The 17,862-nt window shown below is 34.8% G+C and carries 17 protein-coding genes and 1 pseudogene; 9 read left to right on the forward strand and 9 right to left on the reverse strand.

Annotated elements, in window-relative coordinates; genetic code table 11:
- Positions 1–204: 204 nt before the first annotated feature.
- From mdtG to ACWPWK_RS03315, 4 genes and pseudogenes are all read left to right on the forward strand, one after another.
- Positions 205–1,413 (forward strand): annotated as a pseudogene (gene mdtG / locus ACWPWK_RS03300) (multidrug efflux MFS transporter MdtG).
- Positions 1,414–1,833: 420 nt separating this feature from the next.
- Entirely contained in the window at positions 1,834–3,369 is a 1,536-nt protein-coding gene (locus ACWPWK_RS03305) for a peptide MFS transporter (protein WP_099075795.1), read from the forward strand.
- Positions 3,370–3,532: 163 nt separating this feature from the next.
- Complete coding sequence (locus ACWPWK_RS03310; protein WP_109373822.1) at positions 3,533–4,312, forward strand: PhzF family phenazine biosynthesis protein; 780 nt, start codon at positions 3,533–3,535, stop codon at positions 4,310–4,312.
- 106 nt (positions 4,313–4,418) lie between these two features.
- On the forward strand, positions 4,419–4,829 hold the full coding sequence (locus tag ACWPWK_RS03315; RefSeq protein ID WP_023581781.1) for an acyl-CoA thioesterase: 411 nt from the start codon (positions 4,419–4,421) through the stop codon (positions 4,827–4,829).
- A 229-nt stretch (positions 4,830–5,058) separates the two neighbouring features.
- On the opposite strand, the gene ACWPWK_RS03320 is transcribed toward ACWPWK_RS03315, so the two are convergent.
- The 6 genes from ACWPWK_RS03320 to ACWPWK_RS03345 all read right to left on the reverse strand — a co-directional run bounded on the left by ACWPWK_RS03320 (position 5,059) and on the right by ACWPWK_RS03345 (position 10,670).
- On the reverse strand, positions 5,059–5,376 hold the full coding sequence (locus ACWPWK_RS03320; protein ID WP_109373823.1) for a hypothetical protein: 318 nt from the start codon (positions 5,374–5,376) through the stop codon (positions 5,059–5,061).
- A 134-nt stretch (positions 5,377–5,510) separates the two neighbouring features.
- Positions 5,511–7,253 (reverse strand): YadA-like family protein, encoded by a 1,743-nt coding sequence (locus ACWPWK_RS03325; RefSeq protein ID WP_109373824.1) that lies wholly within the window; start codon positions 7,251–7,253, stop codon positions 5,511–5,513.
- 407 nt (positions 7,254–7,660) lie between these two features.
- Positions 7,661–8,290, reverse strand: a complete 630-nt coding sequence (locus ACWPWK_RS03330; protein ID WP_109373825.1) for a CatB-related O-acetyltransferase — start codon at positions 8,288–8,290, stop codon at positions 7,661–7,663.
- A 255-nt stretch (positions 8,291–8,545) separates the two neighbouring features.
- The gene (locus tag ACWPWK_RS03335; protein WP_109373826.1) at positions 8,546–9,637 is read right to left on the reverse strand and encodes an NADH:flavin oxidoreductase/NADH oxidase; all 1,092 of its coding nucleotides are present in this window, start codon (positions 9,635–9,637) and stop codon (positions 8,546–8,548) included.
- 173 nt (positions 9,638–9,810) lie between these two features.
- Positions 9,811–10,089: a DUF2798 domain-containing protein gene (locus ACWPWK_RS03340; RefSeq protein WP_109373827.1), complete on the reverse strand. Its 279-nt coding sequence runs from the start codon at positions 10,087–10,089 to the stop codon at positions 9,811–9,813.
- A 242-nt stretch (positions 10,090–10,331) separates the two neighbouring features.
- Complete coding sequence (locus ACWPWK_RS03345; RefSeq protein WP_109373828.1) at positions 10,332–10,670, reverse strand: DUF5713 family protein; 339 nt, start codon at positions 10,668–10,670, stop codon at positions 10,332–10,334.
- 162 nt (positions 10,671–10,832) lie between these two features.
- Between ACWPWK_RS03345 and ACWPWK_RS03350 the strand changes: the two genes are divergently transcribed.
- From ACWPWK_RS03350 to ACWPWK_RS03360, 3 genes are all read left to right on the forward strand, one after another.
- Positions 10,833–11,564: a hypothetical protein gene (locus tag ACWPWK_RS03350; RefSeq protein WP_109373829.1), complete on the forward strand. Its 732-nt coding sequence runs from the start codon at positions 10,833–10,835 to the stop codon at positions 11,562–11,564.
- Positions 11,565–12,252: 688 nt separating this feature from the next.
- Positions 12,253–12,918, forward strand: coding sequence for a response regulator (locus tag ACWPWK_RS03355; protein ID WP_109373830.1), 666 nt, complete (start codon positions 12,253–12,255; stop codon positions 12,916–12,918).
- Positions 12,919–14,322, forward strand: a complete 1,404-nt coding sequence (locus ACWPWK_RS03360; protein ID WP_109373831.1) for an ATP-binding protein — start codon at positions 12,919–12,921, stop codon at positions 14,320–14,322.
- Between the two features lie 85 nt (positions 14,323–14,407).
- Here ACWPWK_RS03360 and ACWPWK_RS03365 read toward each other — a convergent pair whose 3' ends face one another.
- Positions 14,408–14,737, reverse strand: coding sequence for an AzlD domain-containing protein (locus ACWPWK_RS03365; protein ID WP_109373832.1), 330 nt, complete (start codon positions 14,735–14,737; stop codon positions 14,408–14,410).
- Complete coding sequence (locus tag ACWPWK_RS03370; protein WP_109373833.1) at positions 14,734–15,396, reverse strand: AzlC family ABC transporter permease; 663 nt, start codon at positions 15,394–15,396, stop codon at positions 14,734–14,736. The genes ACWPWK_RS03365 and ACWPWK_RS03370 overlap by 4 nt, the downstream gene beginning before the upstream one ends.
- Positions 15,397–15,481: 85 nt before the next feature.
- Between ACWPWK_RS03370 and ACWPWK_RS03375 the strand changes: the two genes are divergently transcribed.
- Entirely contained in the window at positions 15,482–16,042 is a 561-nt protein-coding gene (locus tag ACWPWK_RS03375; protein WP_109373834.1) for a helix-turn-helix domain-containing protein, read from the forward strand.
- A 110-nt stretch (positions 16,043–16,152) separates the two neighbouring features.
- Here ACWPWK_RS03375 and ACWPWK_RS03380 read toward each other — a convergent pair whose 3' ends face one another.
- A complete protein-coding gene (locus ACWPWK_RS03380; protein WP_109373835.1) occupies positions 16,153–17,007 on the reverse strand; it encodes a D-amino-acid transaminase in 855 nt (284 codons plus the stop codon).
- Positions 17,008–17,199: 192 nt separating this feature from the next.
- On the opposite strand from ACWPWK_RS03380, the gene ACWPWK_RS03385 reads away from it, so the two are divergent.
- A complete protein-coding gene (locus ACWPWK_RS03385) occupies positions 17,200–17,778 on the forward strand; it encodes an HdeD family acid-resistance protein (RefSeq protein ID WP_109373836.1) in 579 nt (192 codons plus the stop codon).
- The last annotated feature ends 84 nt before the right edge of the window (positions 17,779–17,862 follow it).

The following is a 17,862-nucleotide window of genomic DNA, read 5'->3' on the forward strand; positions in this document are numbered from 1 at the left end:
TAAAATCAATAACAGTGTAAGCTATAAACTCCTGCAAAACACATTATAAGAGCAAGACCTATCGCACTTATTCTGTATCATGGCTATATTCTTATTCATCATAAAATAAGAAAACCGACTTGTTGTTGCCACGCTCAACATCGCTACGGTTATTGTCAGTCTATTTTCTTGGTTTACTCTCTCGTTCTCGGCTAAAGGAGTAACATGGATCTCAAGCCCCGAAATAACTCTTGGAAACGTAATCTCTATATTGTCTGGTTTGGCTGTTTTTTAACTGGCGCCGGTTTTAGTTTGATCATGCCCTTTCTTCCTTTATATGTAGAAGAATTGGGTATAACCGATCACGAAGAGCTTAACCTTTGGACAGGTGTTGCATTTAGTATTACTTTCCTTTTTTCTGCCATTGCAGCACCTTTTTGGGGAAAATTATCAGATAGAAAAGGCTGAAAATTAATGCTGCTACGTTCTGCCCTTGGTATGGCGATTGTGATGGTATTAATTGGGTTTGCTCAAAATATATGGCAATTATTAGTACTGCGAGCCTTGCTGGGTATATTAGGTGGCTTTGTTCCGAATGCAAATGCGTTAATTGCCACTCAAGTTCCAGTTAAAAAAAGCGGCTGGGCATTAGGAACACTTTCAACAGGCGCAGTGAGTGGCGCATTAATAGGTCCTTTAATTGGCGGTATGCTTGCCGACCTCTATGGTTTACGTCCTGTATTCTTTATTACTTCTGCCGTTTTATTTATTTGCTTTTTAGTCACCCTTTTTTTTGTAAGTGAAAACTTTACACCTGTTTCTAAAAAAGACGCACTGACCACCAAACAGGTATTCTCATCACTTAAAAATAAAAGACTTGTTGTATGCCTATTTTTCACTACGATGATCATTCAAGTAGCAACGGGCTCTGTTACGCCTATTTTGACACTTTATATTCGTGAATTAACAGGTTCAGTTAGCAACCTTGCCTTTATTAGTGGTGTTGTCGCCTCGGTACCCGGTATTGCTGCACTTATTAGCGCACCTCGTTTTGGTAAATTAGGTGACCGAATTGGTCCTGATAAAGTCCTTCTTTTTACCCTCGGACTCTCTATTTTTATGTTAATTCCAATGGCACTAGTCAGTAGTTATTGGGAGCTTGGCGCGCTACGTTTTTTACTTGGGGCGGTCAACGCAGCCATGTTACCTGCGGTACAAACGCTTATTCTTTATAACATTACCCCTGTTATTGCGGGTCGAATTTTCAGCTATAACCAAGCACTAAGAGATGTTGGAAATGTTACAGGACCGTTAATGGGGGCTTTTGTCGCTGCAAGCTATGGATTTAGAGCTGTTTTTTATTTCACCGCAGCCGTTGTCTTTTTTAATCTAATTTATTCTTGGTTAAGCTTTAGAACACCACAAGAAAAGTAGTCAAAAAATCTACAAATTAGATTAGTTAATAGTTTTTTTTCTTCAAAAAATTACACTTTTACATTTAAAGGCCTAATTGTTATTTTTTTTATTCTATTTTTTGTAATTTATTGTTTATTAAGAATATTCTTGCCACCTATTTGTTAAGACCTATAAAATCTTCTTGTCCTCTTTTTTCAAAAAATTGCAAGGTTAACTATTGCAAAATGAGATTTTTATCGACTTTTGCACCAAAAAATGGTTTATAAAGTATTAAATATACTTTTAGTCACTAAATTCTGACAAAAGTATGTTAAAAATATATTAATTAAATGCAGTGGATATTGATAACAGAATGAAATAATTTTGTTTCGCCACTAGCTGATATTTTGTTCTTTTTACTTGCAAACGACCTGTAGAGGTTTTTTTTGGGAATTTAAGATGCAATCTACTCACTCAAAATCTAGCCGAACTTTCTTTGGCCACCCATATCCATTAAGCTCCCTTTTCTTCACCGAAATGTGGGAACGCTTTTCTTTCTATGGTATTCGCCCATTATTAATTCTATTTATGGCGGCAACCGTTTATGAGGGTGGCATGGAAATCCCCAGAGAGCAGGCATCTGCTATTGTGGGTATTTTCGCAGGCGGTGTTTATTTAACATCGCTACCAGGAGGTTGGCTGGCTGATAACTGGTTAGGCCAGCGCCTAGCTGTATGGTATGGCTCTATCTTTATTGCGTTAGGGCACCTATCCATCGCACTTTCAGCGTTTTGGTCACAAGATCTGTTCTTTATCGGTTTATTACTGATTGTATTGGGGACAGGGCTATTTAAAACCTGCGTAACTGTGATGGTAGGAACCTTATATAAAAGGGATGATACTCGCCGTGATGGTGGATTCTCCTTATTTTATATGGGTATCAATATGGGCTCATTTATTGCACCACTCATCACGGGTTTCTTAGTACGTGATTATGGCTGGCATTGGGGCTTCGGTATCGGTGGGATTGGTATGCTTGTTGCGTTACTGATTTTCCGCTTTTACGCAGTACCTACCATGCGTCGCTTTGATAGCGAAGTCGGTTTAGATTCAAGTTGGGATCGCCCAACCGTTGTTCGTCGTAATGTCGGTCAATGGATCTTAGCGTTATCTGTCGTTCTTATAGCAATTGTTGGTCTTATTATTTCTGGTGTTATTCCTTTTAACCCAGTTGTTGTGGCTAACTTTATGGTCTATGTAATTTCAGGTAGTGTTATCGCTTATTTTATCTATTTATTCCTATTTGCTGGATTAAGTAGTAGTGACCGTTCTCGCTTATTTGTTTGTTTCCTCTTATTGGTTTCAGCAGCCCTTTTCTGGTCTGCATTCGAACAAAAACCAACATCATTTAACTTATTTGCCAACGACTACACTGACTTAAACTTTATGGGTTTTGAGATCCCAGCAGTTTGGTTCCAGTCTGTTAACGCCCTGTTTATTATTATTCTTGCACCTGTATTTAGCTGGTTATGGCCAATGATGGCACGTAAGAATATGAATTTAAGCAGTATGACTAAGTTTGTGATTGGTATTTTATTTGCAGCGGGTGGCTTTACCGTCATGATGTTTGCATCTGAAAGCGTTATTGCAACAGGACAAGGCGTTTCACCACTTTGGTTAATTGGCAGTATCTTATTACTGACATTAGGTGAATTATGCTTAAGCCCAATTGGGCTTGCCACAATGACTATTTTAGCGCCAGCTAAAATGCGCGGTCAGGTGATGGGATTATGGTTCTGTGCAAGTGCATTAGGTAATTTGGCAGCAGGTTTAATGGGTGGAAATATCCGTCCAGACAAACTGGATGTAATGCCTGATTTCTTCTCTCATGTTTCTATCGCTCTGGTTATTTGTGCTGTTGTTCTTGCTGCACTGATTATTCCAGTTCGTAAACTTTTACAAAGTGCAGATAGCAAAGAGAAAGCACAAGCTTAATCTAATGCGTTAATTATTAAAGCCATGCCTAATTACTTAGGCATGGCTTTTTGCTTTTATATCCTACAATTTGTAACACTGTTTTTAAGTATTGCACCCAATATTTAAAACACTTAATCTCATTACCTTCTATTCATTGGCAGTTTATCACTAAGGTAATACGATGACAGTTCTTCCTATTTATTATGTTAATGCTTTTTCCTCTCTGCCTTTTTCAGGAAATCCCGCAGCTGTCATTTTGTTAGACGAGTGGTTACCTGATGACACCTTAATTACACTTGCTAGTGAGATTAATTTACCTGAAACCGCTTTTTTAGTTGGTGATCATATTCGTTGGTTTACACCTAAAATTGAAGTTCCTCTTTGTGGACACGCAACATTAGCCACAGCTTTTGTACTAAAAACGATAAAACAGTCTCCTAATAAGCTCTTTAAATTCCAATCTCTTTCAGGTGAGCTCACTATTTCTTGCCAAGGCTCTCTCTTTACACTTAATTTTCCAGCTATATCCGCGACATTAAATAACGATATAAAATCAGCGCTTGAAGAAAAATTAGTATTACAAATAGATGAAGTTTGGCAAGCGCGCGAGCGTTATGTTTGCTTTTTATCTGATCCAGAAACCGTCATTAACTACCAACCGGATTTCACTCAAATCGCACAGTTGCCTTTACCTGGCGTTATTATCACATCTAAAGGTAATGCTCCTTTTGACTTTATTTCTCGCTTCTTTGCACCCGTGAAAGGCGTGAATGAAGATCCTGTTACAGGCACATCGCATTGTGTATTAGCCCCAATTTGGGGTAATAAACTCAATAAAACACAGTTACAAGCAAGACAAGTTTCAAAACGAGGTGGAAATATCGATTGTGAATTAAAAGATAATCGAGTTTTACTAACAGGAGATGCTGCACTCTTTTTAACTGGTGAAATAACCTTTTAATTACAGACGGCATAATCAGCCATTCATCTACTTTGCTTTCAATTTACTCTATTTTATACTGTGAGGAATTTCTCCCTACAGTATAAAAGAAGAAGGCTTTATTGTTATGTCCATCTCTGACTTATCTCCTGAGCTACAAGATAAAATTAAAAATTCAGTCACTCGTGTATCTAAAGTCATATTCCCCACCACGACTAATCATCACTCAACACTCTTTGGTGGTACTGCATTAGCTTGGATGGATGAAGTTTCATTTATTACCGCCACCCGCTTTAGCCGTAAACGCCTAGTGACGGTTTCAACTGAAAAAATAAATTTTAACCACCCTATTCCATCGGGTACGATTATTGAATTAGTGGGTGAAGTTATTCGTGTTGGACGTACAAGTTTGACGGTAAATGTTTCTATTTTTCTTGAAGATATGTATGCAGAAGGCCGTGAAGAAGTTATCCATGGTCAGTTTAATTTCGTTGCGGTTGATCATGACGGTAAACCAACGCCATTATTCGATAAATAGCATCTTATAGAGAGATTTGTCATACTTTGTATCTCTATTAATTAAAAACTGTATTATTTTATTATGTGATTTATTATTTTAATAATAACAAAGCATTAAGAACATTAATTTAAATGGATATTTTTCAATCAATATAAAATATCCAATAAAATCAATAGATAATAAGATTACTAACATGTAAGACAAGAGTTATCCACAGTTAATGTGGATAACTGATTAAGTTCAAAAATCAGAGAACACAGATTTTTGTTACTGCAAATTCAATCTGACAAATGGTCAGTTTCCTTCCTACAGTTGCACTTTCAGCAATAACAATATCCGCAGATTGTGAATACTGTCGCCCCACTTCAAGCGCTAACTCAATAGTGGGCTCAATCAGTAATATCACCCCAATCTGTTTAATATCAACAGGAAAGTCTGCAAGTGATCTAAGTTGTACCACTTGTTTTATCTTACTTTTAGCAATCTCTTGTGCTTTTTCTGTTGCGGTCTGATTAACTCTTGTTTGTTTTTCAAAAGCGCCACCACCCGAATGAAGAAAGATCATAATTTACTCATTATAGAAAACAAAGGCTGTTACCTTTATTATTCAAATCCAAGCCATAAAAGCCAGCAGATAGATAAAAAAGAAACAGCCTTATCTCTATTTTTTCATTCTATTGAGCACAATATAAAAGTGCTTTACCAACCATAAGAAACACCTCCGCCGACAACACCGCGATCTTCTGTATTCCATGAAGCAGAGACACGAATAATGGCACTTTCTGTTATTTGATACTGAGCACCTGTTGCAAGGGCATTAGCATCGCGATAATTACCCACACCCACTCCTAAACTAAAAGTATGATTAGTCACATAAGGAATATTGGCCATTGCCGCAACAGAGGCAATACCTGCACTTGCCCTTTTGTCAGCTTTATCTATTTTGTTATCCATATTATTGAGCGCAACATCATTATCAATAAAGATATTCTTAATCTTATTGTTGGTATATTCATTCGCAATAGAAATAGAGTCTTTTTTTGACGAATCAATGTATTCTCTTAGGGACTCATCTCTTTCATTGATAACAGTATTGGTGATATTGATATATTCATTTCCTTTTTGAGTGATATATTTTTCACGCTCTTTTGTAATTTTTTCGTTATTTCTATTTATTGCACCCTCAATACCTGAGGAAATTTTACTGATTTCTATATCAGTATAATTATTGGCATTTTTTTCAGATTTTATAACTCGCCCTTCTGTCAATGACGTTATTTCATCTCGGGTATTCTTGATATGGTCTACTGTTTTTTCATGATGTTCATTGACTTTAAAATCAGTGTATTCTTTACCACTATTCTCAACTTCAACAATTCTATTATTGGTATATTCTTTAATATTATTTTCAGACTTGGTAATTTTATCATTGGTATTTTTCTCAATATTACCTTTCATTTCATCCACTCGATTATTAGTATAATCTTCAACGCCTGATTTTATTTCATCATATTTATTTTCACTATAGATATGAAATTCGTTTTTTACTTCATTGATATAATTAATCGTATTCTCTTGATGTTTTTCTATTTTACTATCAGTATATTGATTTGCTTTCTTCTCTGCACTATTGGCTAATTCATTTGCTTTTGTTTCACTTCTTTTTAGTACCTCCTCATTTGCTTTAGCAATATCGCCTTTTATTATTTTATTGTTATCATTTATTTGATTATTTGTCTCTTTAAGAATGCGATCTTTTTCTTGCTCAATTCTATTATAAATATTCTGATTATTGTCATTAATACGTTTATCTGCTTCAATAAGAATATTATCTTTTTCTTTTCTTAATTGAGAAACATTAACAGCATCATTATCTTCTGTACCTGCTGCTACATTAATAATTTGTCGCTGATTTTTATCACTGCCAATTGATAATGTATTATTGCGATTATTACTACTGTTATCGCCCAATATAATTGCATTACTTGCTGATCCTGAAGATTTGCTACCAATAATAACTGAATTATCTGCATTATCAGAAAGGCGACTGCCACTACCTAAAATAACCCCATTTTCAGCATTATTTATTGCCCCTTTCCCTATACTAATTGAATCTTTATTTTCACTATAAGCTTGAGAGCCAATAGAAAGAGAACCGTCACCGATTGCCATTGCACCACTTCCCAATGACATCGCATTATCTCCTATTGCTGTACTTTTATGACCTATTGCCGTTGCATTTTTACCTTCTGCTCCCGCATTAGCGCCAATTGCGGTTGATTGATCTGAATGTGCCCATGTATTATATCCAACCGCGGTCGATTCATTACCATCAGCTTTACTATTTCCACCTAATAACGTGGTATTATTGGCATAGGAAGAAGTAGATGAAAATAATATAATAACTAATAGTTTTATCTTAAAATTTATATTACAAGCCATACCTATATCACTCCAAAATTAATAAACTCACATATAGAGTAATATGTATTTTATTTTTTACACATTATATATCTTATAAAATAACTTAATAACTCTTGACGATTCTATTAAATATAAATAGTAACATCATTAGATAATTTTAAATTTAATAAAAAAACAAATAACTAATTTTTATTTTTAAAATAAAATCAATCACTAAAGAAAAATCATAAATAATGAAAAATAAAAATAAACATGAAAAATTAAAATAATAAGTATTTTAATGAAATTAAAATATTCTGGAATTTGAGATAGAGATCAAATAAAAAAACAACGTTATTTTTTATCTTTTAGTGATATAATTAATTTATATTAAAATAGTATCTAAGTAAAAATCCCTAAACATAGTTACGTTTAGGGATTTTGCTTTACTCAATAAATTTCGCTTCTGCAATTAATAATTTATCAATTGATGATTGGCATAAATAAGGCCTCAGAGCATCAAATTTCTTTTCTGACCATTGGTAAATTTTTAAAGATAAAAGTTGCTCAATAACCTTTGGCTCAAAACGATATTTAAGATGTCGTGCGGGTGTTCCTCCAACAATGCTATAAGGTTCAACATCTTTGGAAACAACGCTATTAGCCGCAACAATAGCACCTTCTCCAACCGTCACACCAGGCATTATCATTGCACGCATTCCTATCCATGCACCATCATGAATATGAGTATCACCTTTACCAATATATGCCTCTTCAATTTTATCCATAAAAGGATAAAGAGAGAACCAATCCATACGATGTGTATGGTTTCCTCCCATTAATATGACGGCTTGCGCACCAATACAGACATAATCGCCAACATATAATTTATCAATTTCCCACAATGGTTCCCATTGCAGGCTAACTTCATCACCATAAAGATAGCGAACAACAGAGGTTTCAAAACCCTCATCCCAACAATCACTGTAATAGCTGTGTTGTCCTTTGATGATAATATTTTTATTTTTAACCGTTTCGTGTAGGTATTCTACACGCGACCAATGTTTATTTTTCATAATATGACTCGCAATAAATTAATGAGTCATCAAAGAATGCTTAATTCTCTGATGATGTGTTCGCATTCAAAACACATCGTCTTAAGCAATCCTTGGTTGAAGCAATAAGGGATTTTTTTTCATCTTATTTACGACCAATTATTACAACGCAATTCAATTATGCTTGCTATTTATGCGCATCATCATAACGGTTATTAAAGAAAAAGCCACGGTTCCCCTGAATAACACACTGTTATTCCCCGTGGCTTGGTATCACTATTTAAAAAAGTCTTTGCTACCATGAGGCGCACAACGTAAATATTGAGGCGCCACTTTTATGGTTTGTTTGAGTTTTTCCGCCGCATGCCAAGGCCAACGAGGATCATAAAGAATACCTCGGCCTAAAGCGATAAAATCAGCCTGCTCTGTAAGTAAAATGGCTTCGGCTTGTTCTGGCTCAGTAATTAGACCAACAGTAATAACAGGTAGTTGCGTTTCATTATAAATTGCTTGAGCAAATGGTACTTGATAATTAGGACCTAGTTTAATTTCTTGTTTTTCTGATAATCCACCAGAAGAAACATGAATATAATGGCAACCTAATTCTTCAAGATGTTGTGTTAACGCAATCGCACTTTCTAAGTCCCAACCGCCTTCAACCCAATCTGTCGCAGAAATTCTGACACCAACACAAACATTATCAGAAACTGCATTTTTCACAGCGACAAAGACATCCACTAATGACCGACTACGATTATTAAAATCGCCACCGTATTGATCCGTTCTGTGATTTGATAATGGAGATAAGAATTCATGCAATAAATATCCATGAGCACCGTGGATCTCAATTACATCAAATCCTGCTGACTCCGCTCTTCTCGCGGCATCAACAAAAGCTTGTTTTATTTCTTCAATTTCATCAATAGCCAGAGCATGAGGCTGATGATTCTTTCCAAAAGGAATTTCTGAAGGTGCAACTTTCTGCCATCCATTAGGAGAATCTGGCGCTAATGACGCTCCGCCATTCCAAGGTAAATCGGTCGATGCTTTACGTCCTGCATGTGTAATCTGTATACCAATTTTTGCAGATGAATATTGCTTAACATTATCAACAAGCTTTTTTAATTCACTGCCATGTTGATCAGACCAAATACCTAAATCTTTATAACTAATACGACCTCTAGGCTCAACCGCTGTTGCTTCAACAATCACTAGCGAAGCACCTGATAATGCTAGCTGCCCGTAATGCATCGTGTGCCATGCTGTCGGGTAACCTTCTTGTGCTGAATATTGGCACATAGGTGCAACGATAATACGGTTATCTAACTGATGGGGGCCTAGTTTTTTAGGGGAGAACAACAAACTCATTTAAAGCCTCCTGCTATCAATAAGAATTTATGCAAAGAAAAATATCTTCGCTTTTCGATATACCATTTAAATATACAAGTTTAAGGCTATCGGATCTTATTCATTTAGGCGATGGTTTACTTCACATTGTGAAAAACAAAGAGATCAGCATCAATTGCTGATCTCTTTTTTAATTAATCATTAGATTTGGCTGGTTTCACCAATAACAGTGAAAAGCGTCTTGCGATCGGCAAGACGAATAAAACAGTAGGAAAAGCAATCATCCAAGAGATCCCCCAAGAAGTTAACCACGGGGAGATAACGTACGTTCCCATTCCTAACGATTTGACGGTACTAATAAAAGCAACAATACCTGACATGATAAAAGAAAGGAAAAAGGGAACAAGAAAAATCATTGCTCGAGTAGGAAGTTTAGGAATACCTAAAAAGTAATTTTTGTCATGAAAAGACATAGATAAAGACTCCAATAATACGATTGTACAACAGCACATAACTGCCGATACAACAGGCTAAAAAAGTTATATGCGTTGATTAACGTAAACGCTTACGAGTCTTTTTGACCAAACTGAGAGCTAGTTTATTAATAAATATTTCTTTGTCAACTAAATTATTCTCATTATCATTTAGGTGATAATTGATAAAATTAAGATTAGTGAAAGATGAGAAAACACGATACGGTTTTCTCATCTTTTCCCTACCAATCTCGTGTTGCAATTAACTCTTCTATATCAGCATTTTCAAAACCATATTCATCAGCGATAACGCAAAAATCCTCAGCAATACACTCTCTTGCTACTGTTTCAATTTCGCTATTTTCTTCATAAAACTCTTCAGCTAACTCATTAAATTGATCTGTTGTTTCTTGCGTTAAAATATAAAGTTCTGCCAAATTTTTAGGTGAAGTCGCTTCTATTTTTACACAAAGTGCTTTTAGTAAATCTTGCCCTTTCTTTACAAGGTGTGTTGGATAATAATTATCATTGTCCATTCCCTTTAAAAAATAATGTGCTGCAAGTACTTTATTTTTAATCATGAAAAATATCCTTATCTAAGTATTTGTCTTAAGGTCATTAAAGTGCACTTATTATCTTAATTACGGGAAAGTATATTACGTTTATTAATTAAATGTCTCGCTTTTATTTCTATGAATTTATAGAATTCTGACCAGCAAACGGAAAATAGGCAATTAATTAAAATGGCTAAAAAAATACGATTTATATTTCTTTTTTTGACGATTGCACTACTCTCTTTTTTGATCATTAATAAATATTTTCAAAACTCACCTTTAGCGACATGGTACTTCTATGACAATAACGGTGAATATATTACAGGTCATTACTACCCACCAGCAGAAGATGATGCAACAGATGCCGTGATTTCCATTCCAGAAAAACCAACTAAAGAAGGTTTAACAATAACACATTGGGATACTTGCAGTATTGAACTGAACATTGATAATAAAACACTTAATATTTCTTATTTTACTGATGGTCTTATTCAGGCCTCATTATCAACAAAAACCACACCTTATGTTGTATTAACTGAGCTGTATTTTTATCAACCTGATGATATGCATTGGTCGATAAATCGATTAGAGGATGGAACATACAAAGGTTGGGTTTGGGATAACGTTGCAAATCAGCTTATTTCCTTTCGTTATCAGGAAGATAAAACAACAATTATTGACGGTACAAAATATACATTGATGCCAGAAAGTTATTGGCTATTTCAGCGTTGGGCTAATGGCGTTTTGGTGGAAGAGTACACATTAGATGATTTACCAGCAAAAGATAACTTTATTCCTGATATAGATAAACAGAGGCTGATTCAAGTAAAAGCAGAGCTTCAAACCACGGTGAATGAATTAGTGGCGCCATTAAATTTACCATTTAACTTAATGTTGTGGGATAACTCACTTTGTCAGTGATAACATCATGTGAAATGCTCCCAGAGGGTTGGGAGCATTTCTGACACAGAATGATTTAATTTATACTAAATAACACCATCTAATTTCATGTAAATTCCTTTTATTAAAAAATAAATTCCTTTCAAGTAGTTAATTTTTACTGCAAGAGTATAGATGAATAGAGTAAATAATTTAAATCTAATAAAAATGTTGCACAACAGGGATATATTAAAACAGTTATCCATTTTCAATAAAAGAATAAGACATGAATTTAATAGTTATATTATTCAATAAAATTGATATTTTATATTTATATTATTTTAAATATAAAAACTTATTTAGTTAATGTTAATTTTTAATAATCTTCACTTTAAAATCCAAAGTAACTTAAATAAAGTATTTAAGTTACCTTAGCATAATAGAGCAAGGTATTTATTATTCACATTGGGTTAATTATACTAATTCTATCTAAAATAGATCTTTAAATTTAACATTAAATGCCTTAACGTGATAAATATGAAATAAATAGCATACTTATCTCAATCCATTCCTAAAAATTCTAGTCATTTATTTTTAGTAAACCGTATTAAATAAAAATTTATCTTACATTAAGAGTTCATTAATCAAACCTTGCTTTACATTTTATTATATTGCTCAATTTTTATTTGGCTCTTATACTTTCTTAAGACGATTTTAGGTAGGTATTATTATGAATATTTTATTAGTTGAAGACGATTTACAACTCGGTAAAGCGCTTTGTCGCGGGCTTGAAATTGCTGGTTTTCAACCATGTTGGGTCAGATTGCTTGCGGATGCTCGTGTTCAATTAAGTCAACGCCCTTTTGATTTAATGCTATTAGATTTAGGTCTACCTGATGGTGATGGGCAAGATGAACTGATTGCACTTAGAAAAAGTGGCGAGAAAATTCCGATTATTATTTTAACTGCCCGCACTCAAATTGATAATTTAGTACAAACATTAGATTCAGGCGCAGATGATTTTTTACCAAAGCCTTTTGCTATGCCTGAACTTATTTCTCGCGTAAAAGCGGTTAGTCGTAGAATGGCCGGTTTCTCTTCACAAATATGGTCTATTGGCGATTTACAGCTTAATCCAGCAAACCATCAAGTCACTTTAAATGACGAATTGCTTTTATTATCAGGTAAAGAATACCAACTATTATATGAATTAATGCGTAATACTGACAATGTGGTGCGTAAATCAGAGTTGGAACAGCGTTTATTTGGTTTAGACGATAAAATTGAGAGCAATTCCCTTGAAGTACATATGCATAATTTACGGAGAAAAATAGGCAAAGAACGTATTATCACGGTTCGTGGCGTAGGTTATTTATTAAAAAAAGAAACTAATTAAATGAAGATCCGCTCCTTCTTTATTTACACCATTGTCCTTCAGATTATCTCCATCGTTATGCTTTGGGGAGTTTGGTTAGCTTGGATACAATTTGATTATCTTGCTGAGTTCGAAAAAGTTTATAACAAACAGCAAGAAATTATTGCTGAGGGTTTTGCTAATACCTTAGAGATTGTTGCTGACCAGCCTGAAGTTCTCAAAGAAGTCGCTCATAATTTACAAGGCATGTATATCGACGCCATGCTTAATGGTGAAGATGATGAACTACAATATTTACCGTGGTTTATTGCCTTAGATGAAAATAATACTCTGATTTATACTAATCGTCCTGAGTTGCCTATCCCTACAAGAGTACTTTCATTAGCATCAGAAAAAGTGTCTGTCGCAGGTGAAAAGTGGATACTCTCTTTTAGCTGGGGAGAAAAACATAAAATAAAAGTGTTTATCGGTGAATCTGTTGAAGACAGAGGCCATGTTATTGGTAACCCTGTTGAAGGCACCTTTGTTCCTTTTCTATTTATTCTCGCAACTGTTATTTTTGCAATCTTAATTACTGCTTATTTTAGTTTACGCCCTTTAAGACAAGCAGCAGAACTTATTTCTAATCGTAAACCACGTAATTTAACGCCTATTAATGTCAGTCAGCAATTTAAAGAAATTCGCCCTATCTTTAAAGAACTAAACCAATTAATGGCAAGAATTGACGCTGCTAATATTCGTGAAAAACAATTTATGGCAGATGCCGCCCATGAATTAAGAACACCAATAGCTGCGGTTATTGCTCAATTACATCTGCTTTCTTTAGTCGATGATCAGCAAGAGCGTGAAGAAATTATTGATGATATGAAACAATCTCTTGATAGAGCAGCAGCACTTTCTCATCAATTAATAGATCTGGCACGATTAGAATGTGACGATTTCCCATTAAAAATAGAATCTATTGATATCTATAACGTCATTGGAAATGCAATAGCGCAACGCGTTCCTTATGCGATTACTAAAAATATTGAGTTATCACTTAATGAAGGCCAAAGTTTAATACTTAAAACAGATAAACAGGCTTTACTCTCTATATTTAATAATCTGCTTGATAATGCCATTAAATATTGCCCTGAAGGTAGCCAAGTTGAGGTAACTATTGAGAATCGATACGCCGAAGGGATACATGTTATCGTGCGTGATAATGGCCCTGGTGTCGCAAAAGAACATATTAATGTTCTATTTTCACGTTTTTATCGCGTTCCTGGCTCTAACGAAACAGGTAGCGGATTAGGTCTATCTATTGCACAAAATCTCGCTAATAAAATTCAAGCATCACTAATTGTTACTGAAGGACTGAATAATAAAGGAATTGGCTTTATTATTGTTCTACCTTTAGAAGCTAAATCATCAGAAAACGATTAATAAATAGATAGATAACCGATATTCCAGAATAAAGGAGGTAATTATACCTCCTTTTTATTTTATCGCGATGAGGCTCTAATGAGTGTTATCCCCAAAGATTAATTAACCAACGTAGACTTGCTGTTACTATTGCTGCACTAAGCACAATCATAATAAAGGGCTTTTTCTGCCAAGTAAGTACTCCCGCAACACCAACACCAATAATTTTTGAAATATCAGCAAGTTGGTCACCATCAAAAAATGTCGATGTCATCGCTACCGAAAACAAAATAACAATCGCAGATAATGAGAGGAGCTCTTTAACCCTCTCTGATACACCTGCTTTATTATTGAGTAATATTCCAGAAAGACGCATGGCGTATGTACCAACAGCAAGAATAATAATTCCTGTAATAATAGAAGCTGTGGACATTATATTTTCCTTATCACAAACAGTACGCCTAATAGCGATAATAAAACAGGTATTCCAGCAGGAAGGAATAATGTGGTTACGAGTGCAATAATGCTCCCTATGATTGCAGCATGACGTGTTAGTTTATTTTTTAATGCTGGCAAACTTAATGCGAGAATAATAGCTGGAAACATCGCATCCAGCCCTAGCATCTTTATATCTACGATAAATGACCCCAAGTAAACACCAAGCATGGTTCCCAAAGGCCAAACAAGTAAAATTCCTAACCCACAAGCCCAAAATGCTAATTTATTTTGTTCAGCGGTACGTTGAGATAAACCAAATACAACACTCTCATCATTTAATATATGAAAACCTAATAATGATTTAAGCCCTTTTCCCGGTAAATCCTTTACTGCCATGCTAAAAGGAATATGTCGTGCATTCACCATTAATCCCGCAAGAGCCGCATATATTGCACTTCCTCCCATCGCCACAACGCCAATAAAAAGAAATTCAGAAGCGCCCGCTAAAACAAAAATGGATAACACCAACGGCACCCAAAAATCAAAACCCTGTGTGTGAGCTAAAGCACCATAAGAGATACCGACAATACCGTCAGCTAATGAAACAAGCACAATATCTCTAAGTACGTTATTATCAAGACGACTGTTAATTTGCATAGAATGTAGTATTTTTTATCGAACAATTCGTTCATTATGTTGAACGATTTATTTTTTTGCAAGATGATTTTTGAAGGAAGCTATGATGTCATCGCCTTGTGCGCCTATTGAAATTATTTCTCAAGCACTAGCTAGAGAAAGAAAAAAAGCAGGTCTTTCACTTGCTGAAATAGCAAGACGAGCAGGTGTTGCAAAATCAACATTATCTCAATTAGAAGCGGGACAAGGAAATCCAAGTATTGAAACACTTTGGGCAATTTGTGTTGCATTAAATATTCCTTTTTCTCAACTTATTTCAGCACCACAACCTGAAGTTAAGGTGATCCGTAAAGGTGATGGCTTTAAAATTAGCGCAGAAAAAGCGTACTATCATGCTTTTTTACTTTCATCCTGTCCTGTAGGCGCAAAGCGCGATATATACACCGTGATTGCACAACCTGGGAAAGATAGAGTCTCTGATCCTCACAGTAAAAATGTGACTGAACATATTATTATTATCAGTGGAAGCGCAATGGTAGGTACTTTAGATAATCAACAAGAATTACAACCCGGTGATTATATTTGCTATCCCGGTGACGTCACTCATGTATTACGAGCTTTAGAGCCAGATACAACTGCCGTCATGATTATTGAGCATCATAATTAACATAGTAAAACGAATTAACATAGTAAATGGTAAATTTATCGCACTGCTATATAGCAATAAAAATCTGAAAGCAGTGCGATAAATTCGATAGAGAATGTCTATCTAGACAATTATTTTTTAAGTGCTTTATCAAGGTAAATATCTCGTAATCGTTGAGATAAATGCCCAACGGCTCCCTGATTTATATCTTCATTGTCGATTGAAATAACTGGCCAAATTAATGTAGTCGCGGAGCTAATAAAAGCTTCTTTTGCTTTTTTCGCTTCATCAAGTGTAAATCGGCGTTCTGTTATTTTAAGCCCTTCTTCTTGCGCCAATTGAATAATCGCTTGGCGTGTAATACCAGGCAAAATATCCTGACTTAGCGGACGTGTAATAATTTCATTATCACGATTAACAATAAAAAAGTTACTTGAACTGCCTTCTGTTATATAGCCATCTTTAATTAAAATAGCATCGTCAGCACCTTGTTGATGTGCATGGTGTTTTGCTAAACACGCCGCTAATAATGCCACTGTTTTAATATCGCAACGTTGCCAACGAATATCTTCAACACTGATTACTGAAATCCCTTTTTTTGCATTAGGATGATTAACAACTGTTGAATGTTGTACAAAAGCAACTATTGTGGAAGGAACAGATGAAGATGGAAAATCAAAAAAACGAGAGGAATCAGCACCTCGTGTTATTTGTAAATAAATAAGCCCTTCATGAAGATTATTCTTTTCGATAAGTTCATGATGAACATCAACTAGCAACTCTTTGGTAATAGGAAGCGATAAACCTAATTCTTTGCATGAACGCTGTAAGCGTTGAAAATGCCCATTAAAGTCAATGAGCTGACCATCAATAACAGCAGTAACTTCATAAACGGCATCTGCAAATAAAAAACCACGGTCAAAAACAGATATTTTAGCCTGCTCTTTAGGTACAAAGTGACTGTCTAAATACACGATATCAGACATTTTACCTCCGTTATAAATTTTATTAACAAGTTATCTCAATTCACTACCTTACTCCTTCAATTTTCTATTTTAAAGATGCTCCCCTCATCCCTACCTCTTTTTAATTATAGTTTTATGTAACTAAGTCATGTTATATAAGCAAAAATTGCTATAATTTAACTTATGTATCAAATATAAGGATAAGAGGTGGCTATGTTAGATATTAATAAAAATAATTTATCTCAGCTAACAGAGAAACTGGTTAAAAAACAATGTACTTTAATGACTGTTATTGCCACATTGGGCTTTATTGCAGGTTTTATCTGTATAATTAACCCTCTTTCTTCTGGCATTGTTATCAGTGTATTACTCGGTGTTGTATTTTTTGCCTGTGCGATATCCAGCATTATTGGTGGTTTTAATGCTCAAATTTCTTCTGGTTGGTCAATGTTGATTACGTTATTAGCGGGTTTTATTTATCTTCTGCTTGGCTATATTTTTATCACTGATCCACTAAAAGGTATGCTTAGTCTCGCCTTTTTTATCGGCTTCCTATTTATTTTTGCGGGTATACTGCGTCTAAATATAGGCTTTAAACAAATCAAAGATAATTTTTATGGCTGGTTTAATATCTTGGTTGGATTTTTAGATTTAGTGATTGCCTATTTCTTAATTGCTTTTGGCCCTGAAACCTCAGTCGCACTCGTCATGGCGTTAATTGGTATACAACTTATTTTAAGCTCTATCACCATTTTATCGATAATAAGTGCGATAAAACGAATGACTCACTAATTCACTATTTAGTGATAATAATCTTATTGATGAAACATAGATAAAGAGCCACACAAGGTGGCTCTTAAGTAGGAAACAGAATAG

The organism is Proteus sp. Marseille-Q3619 (genome assembly GCF_965283115.1).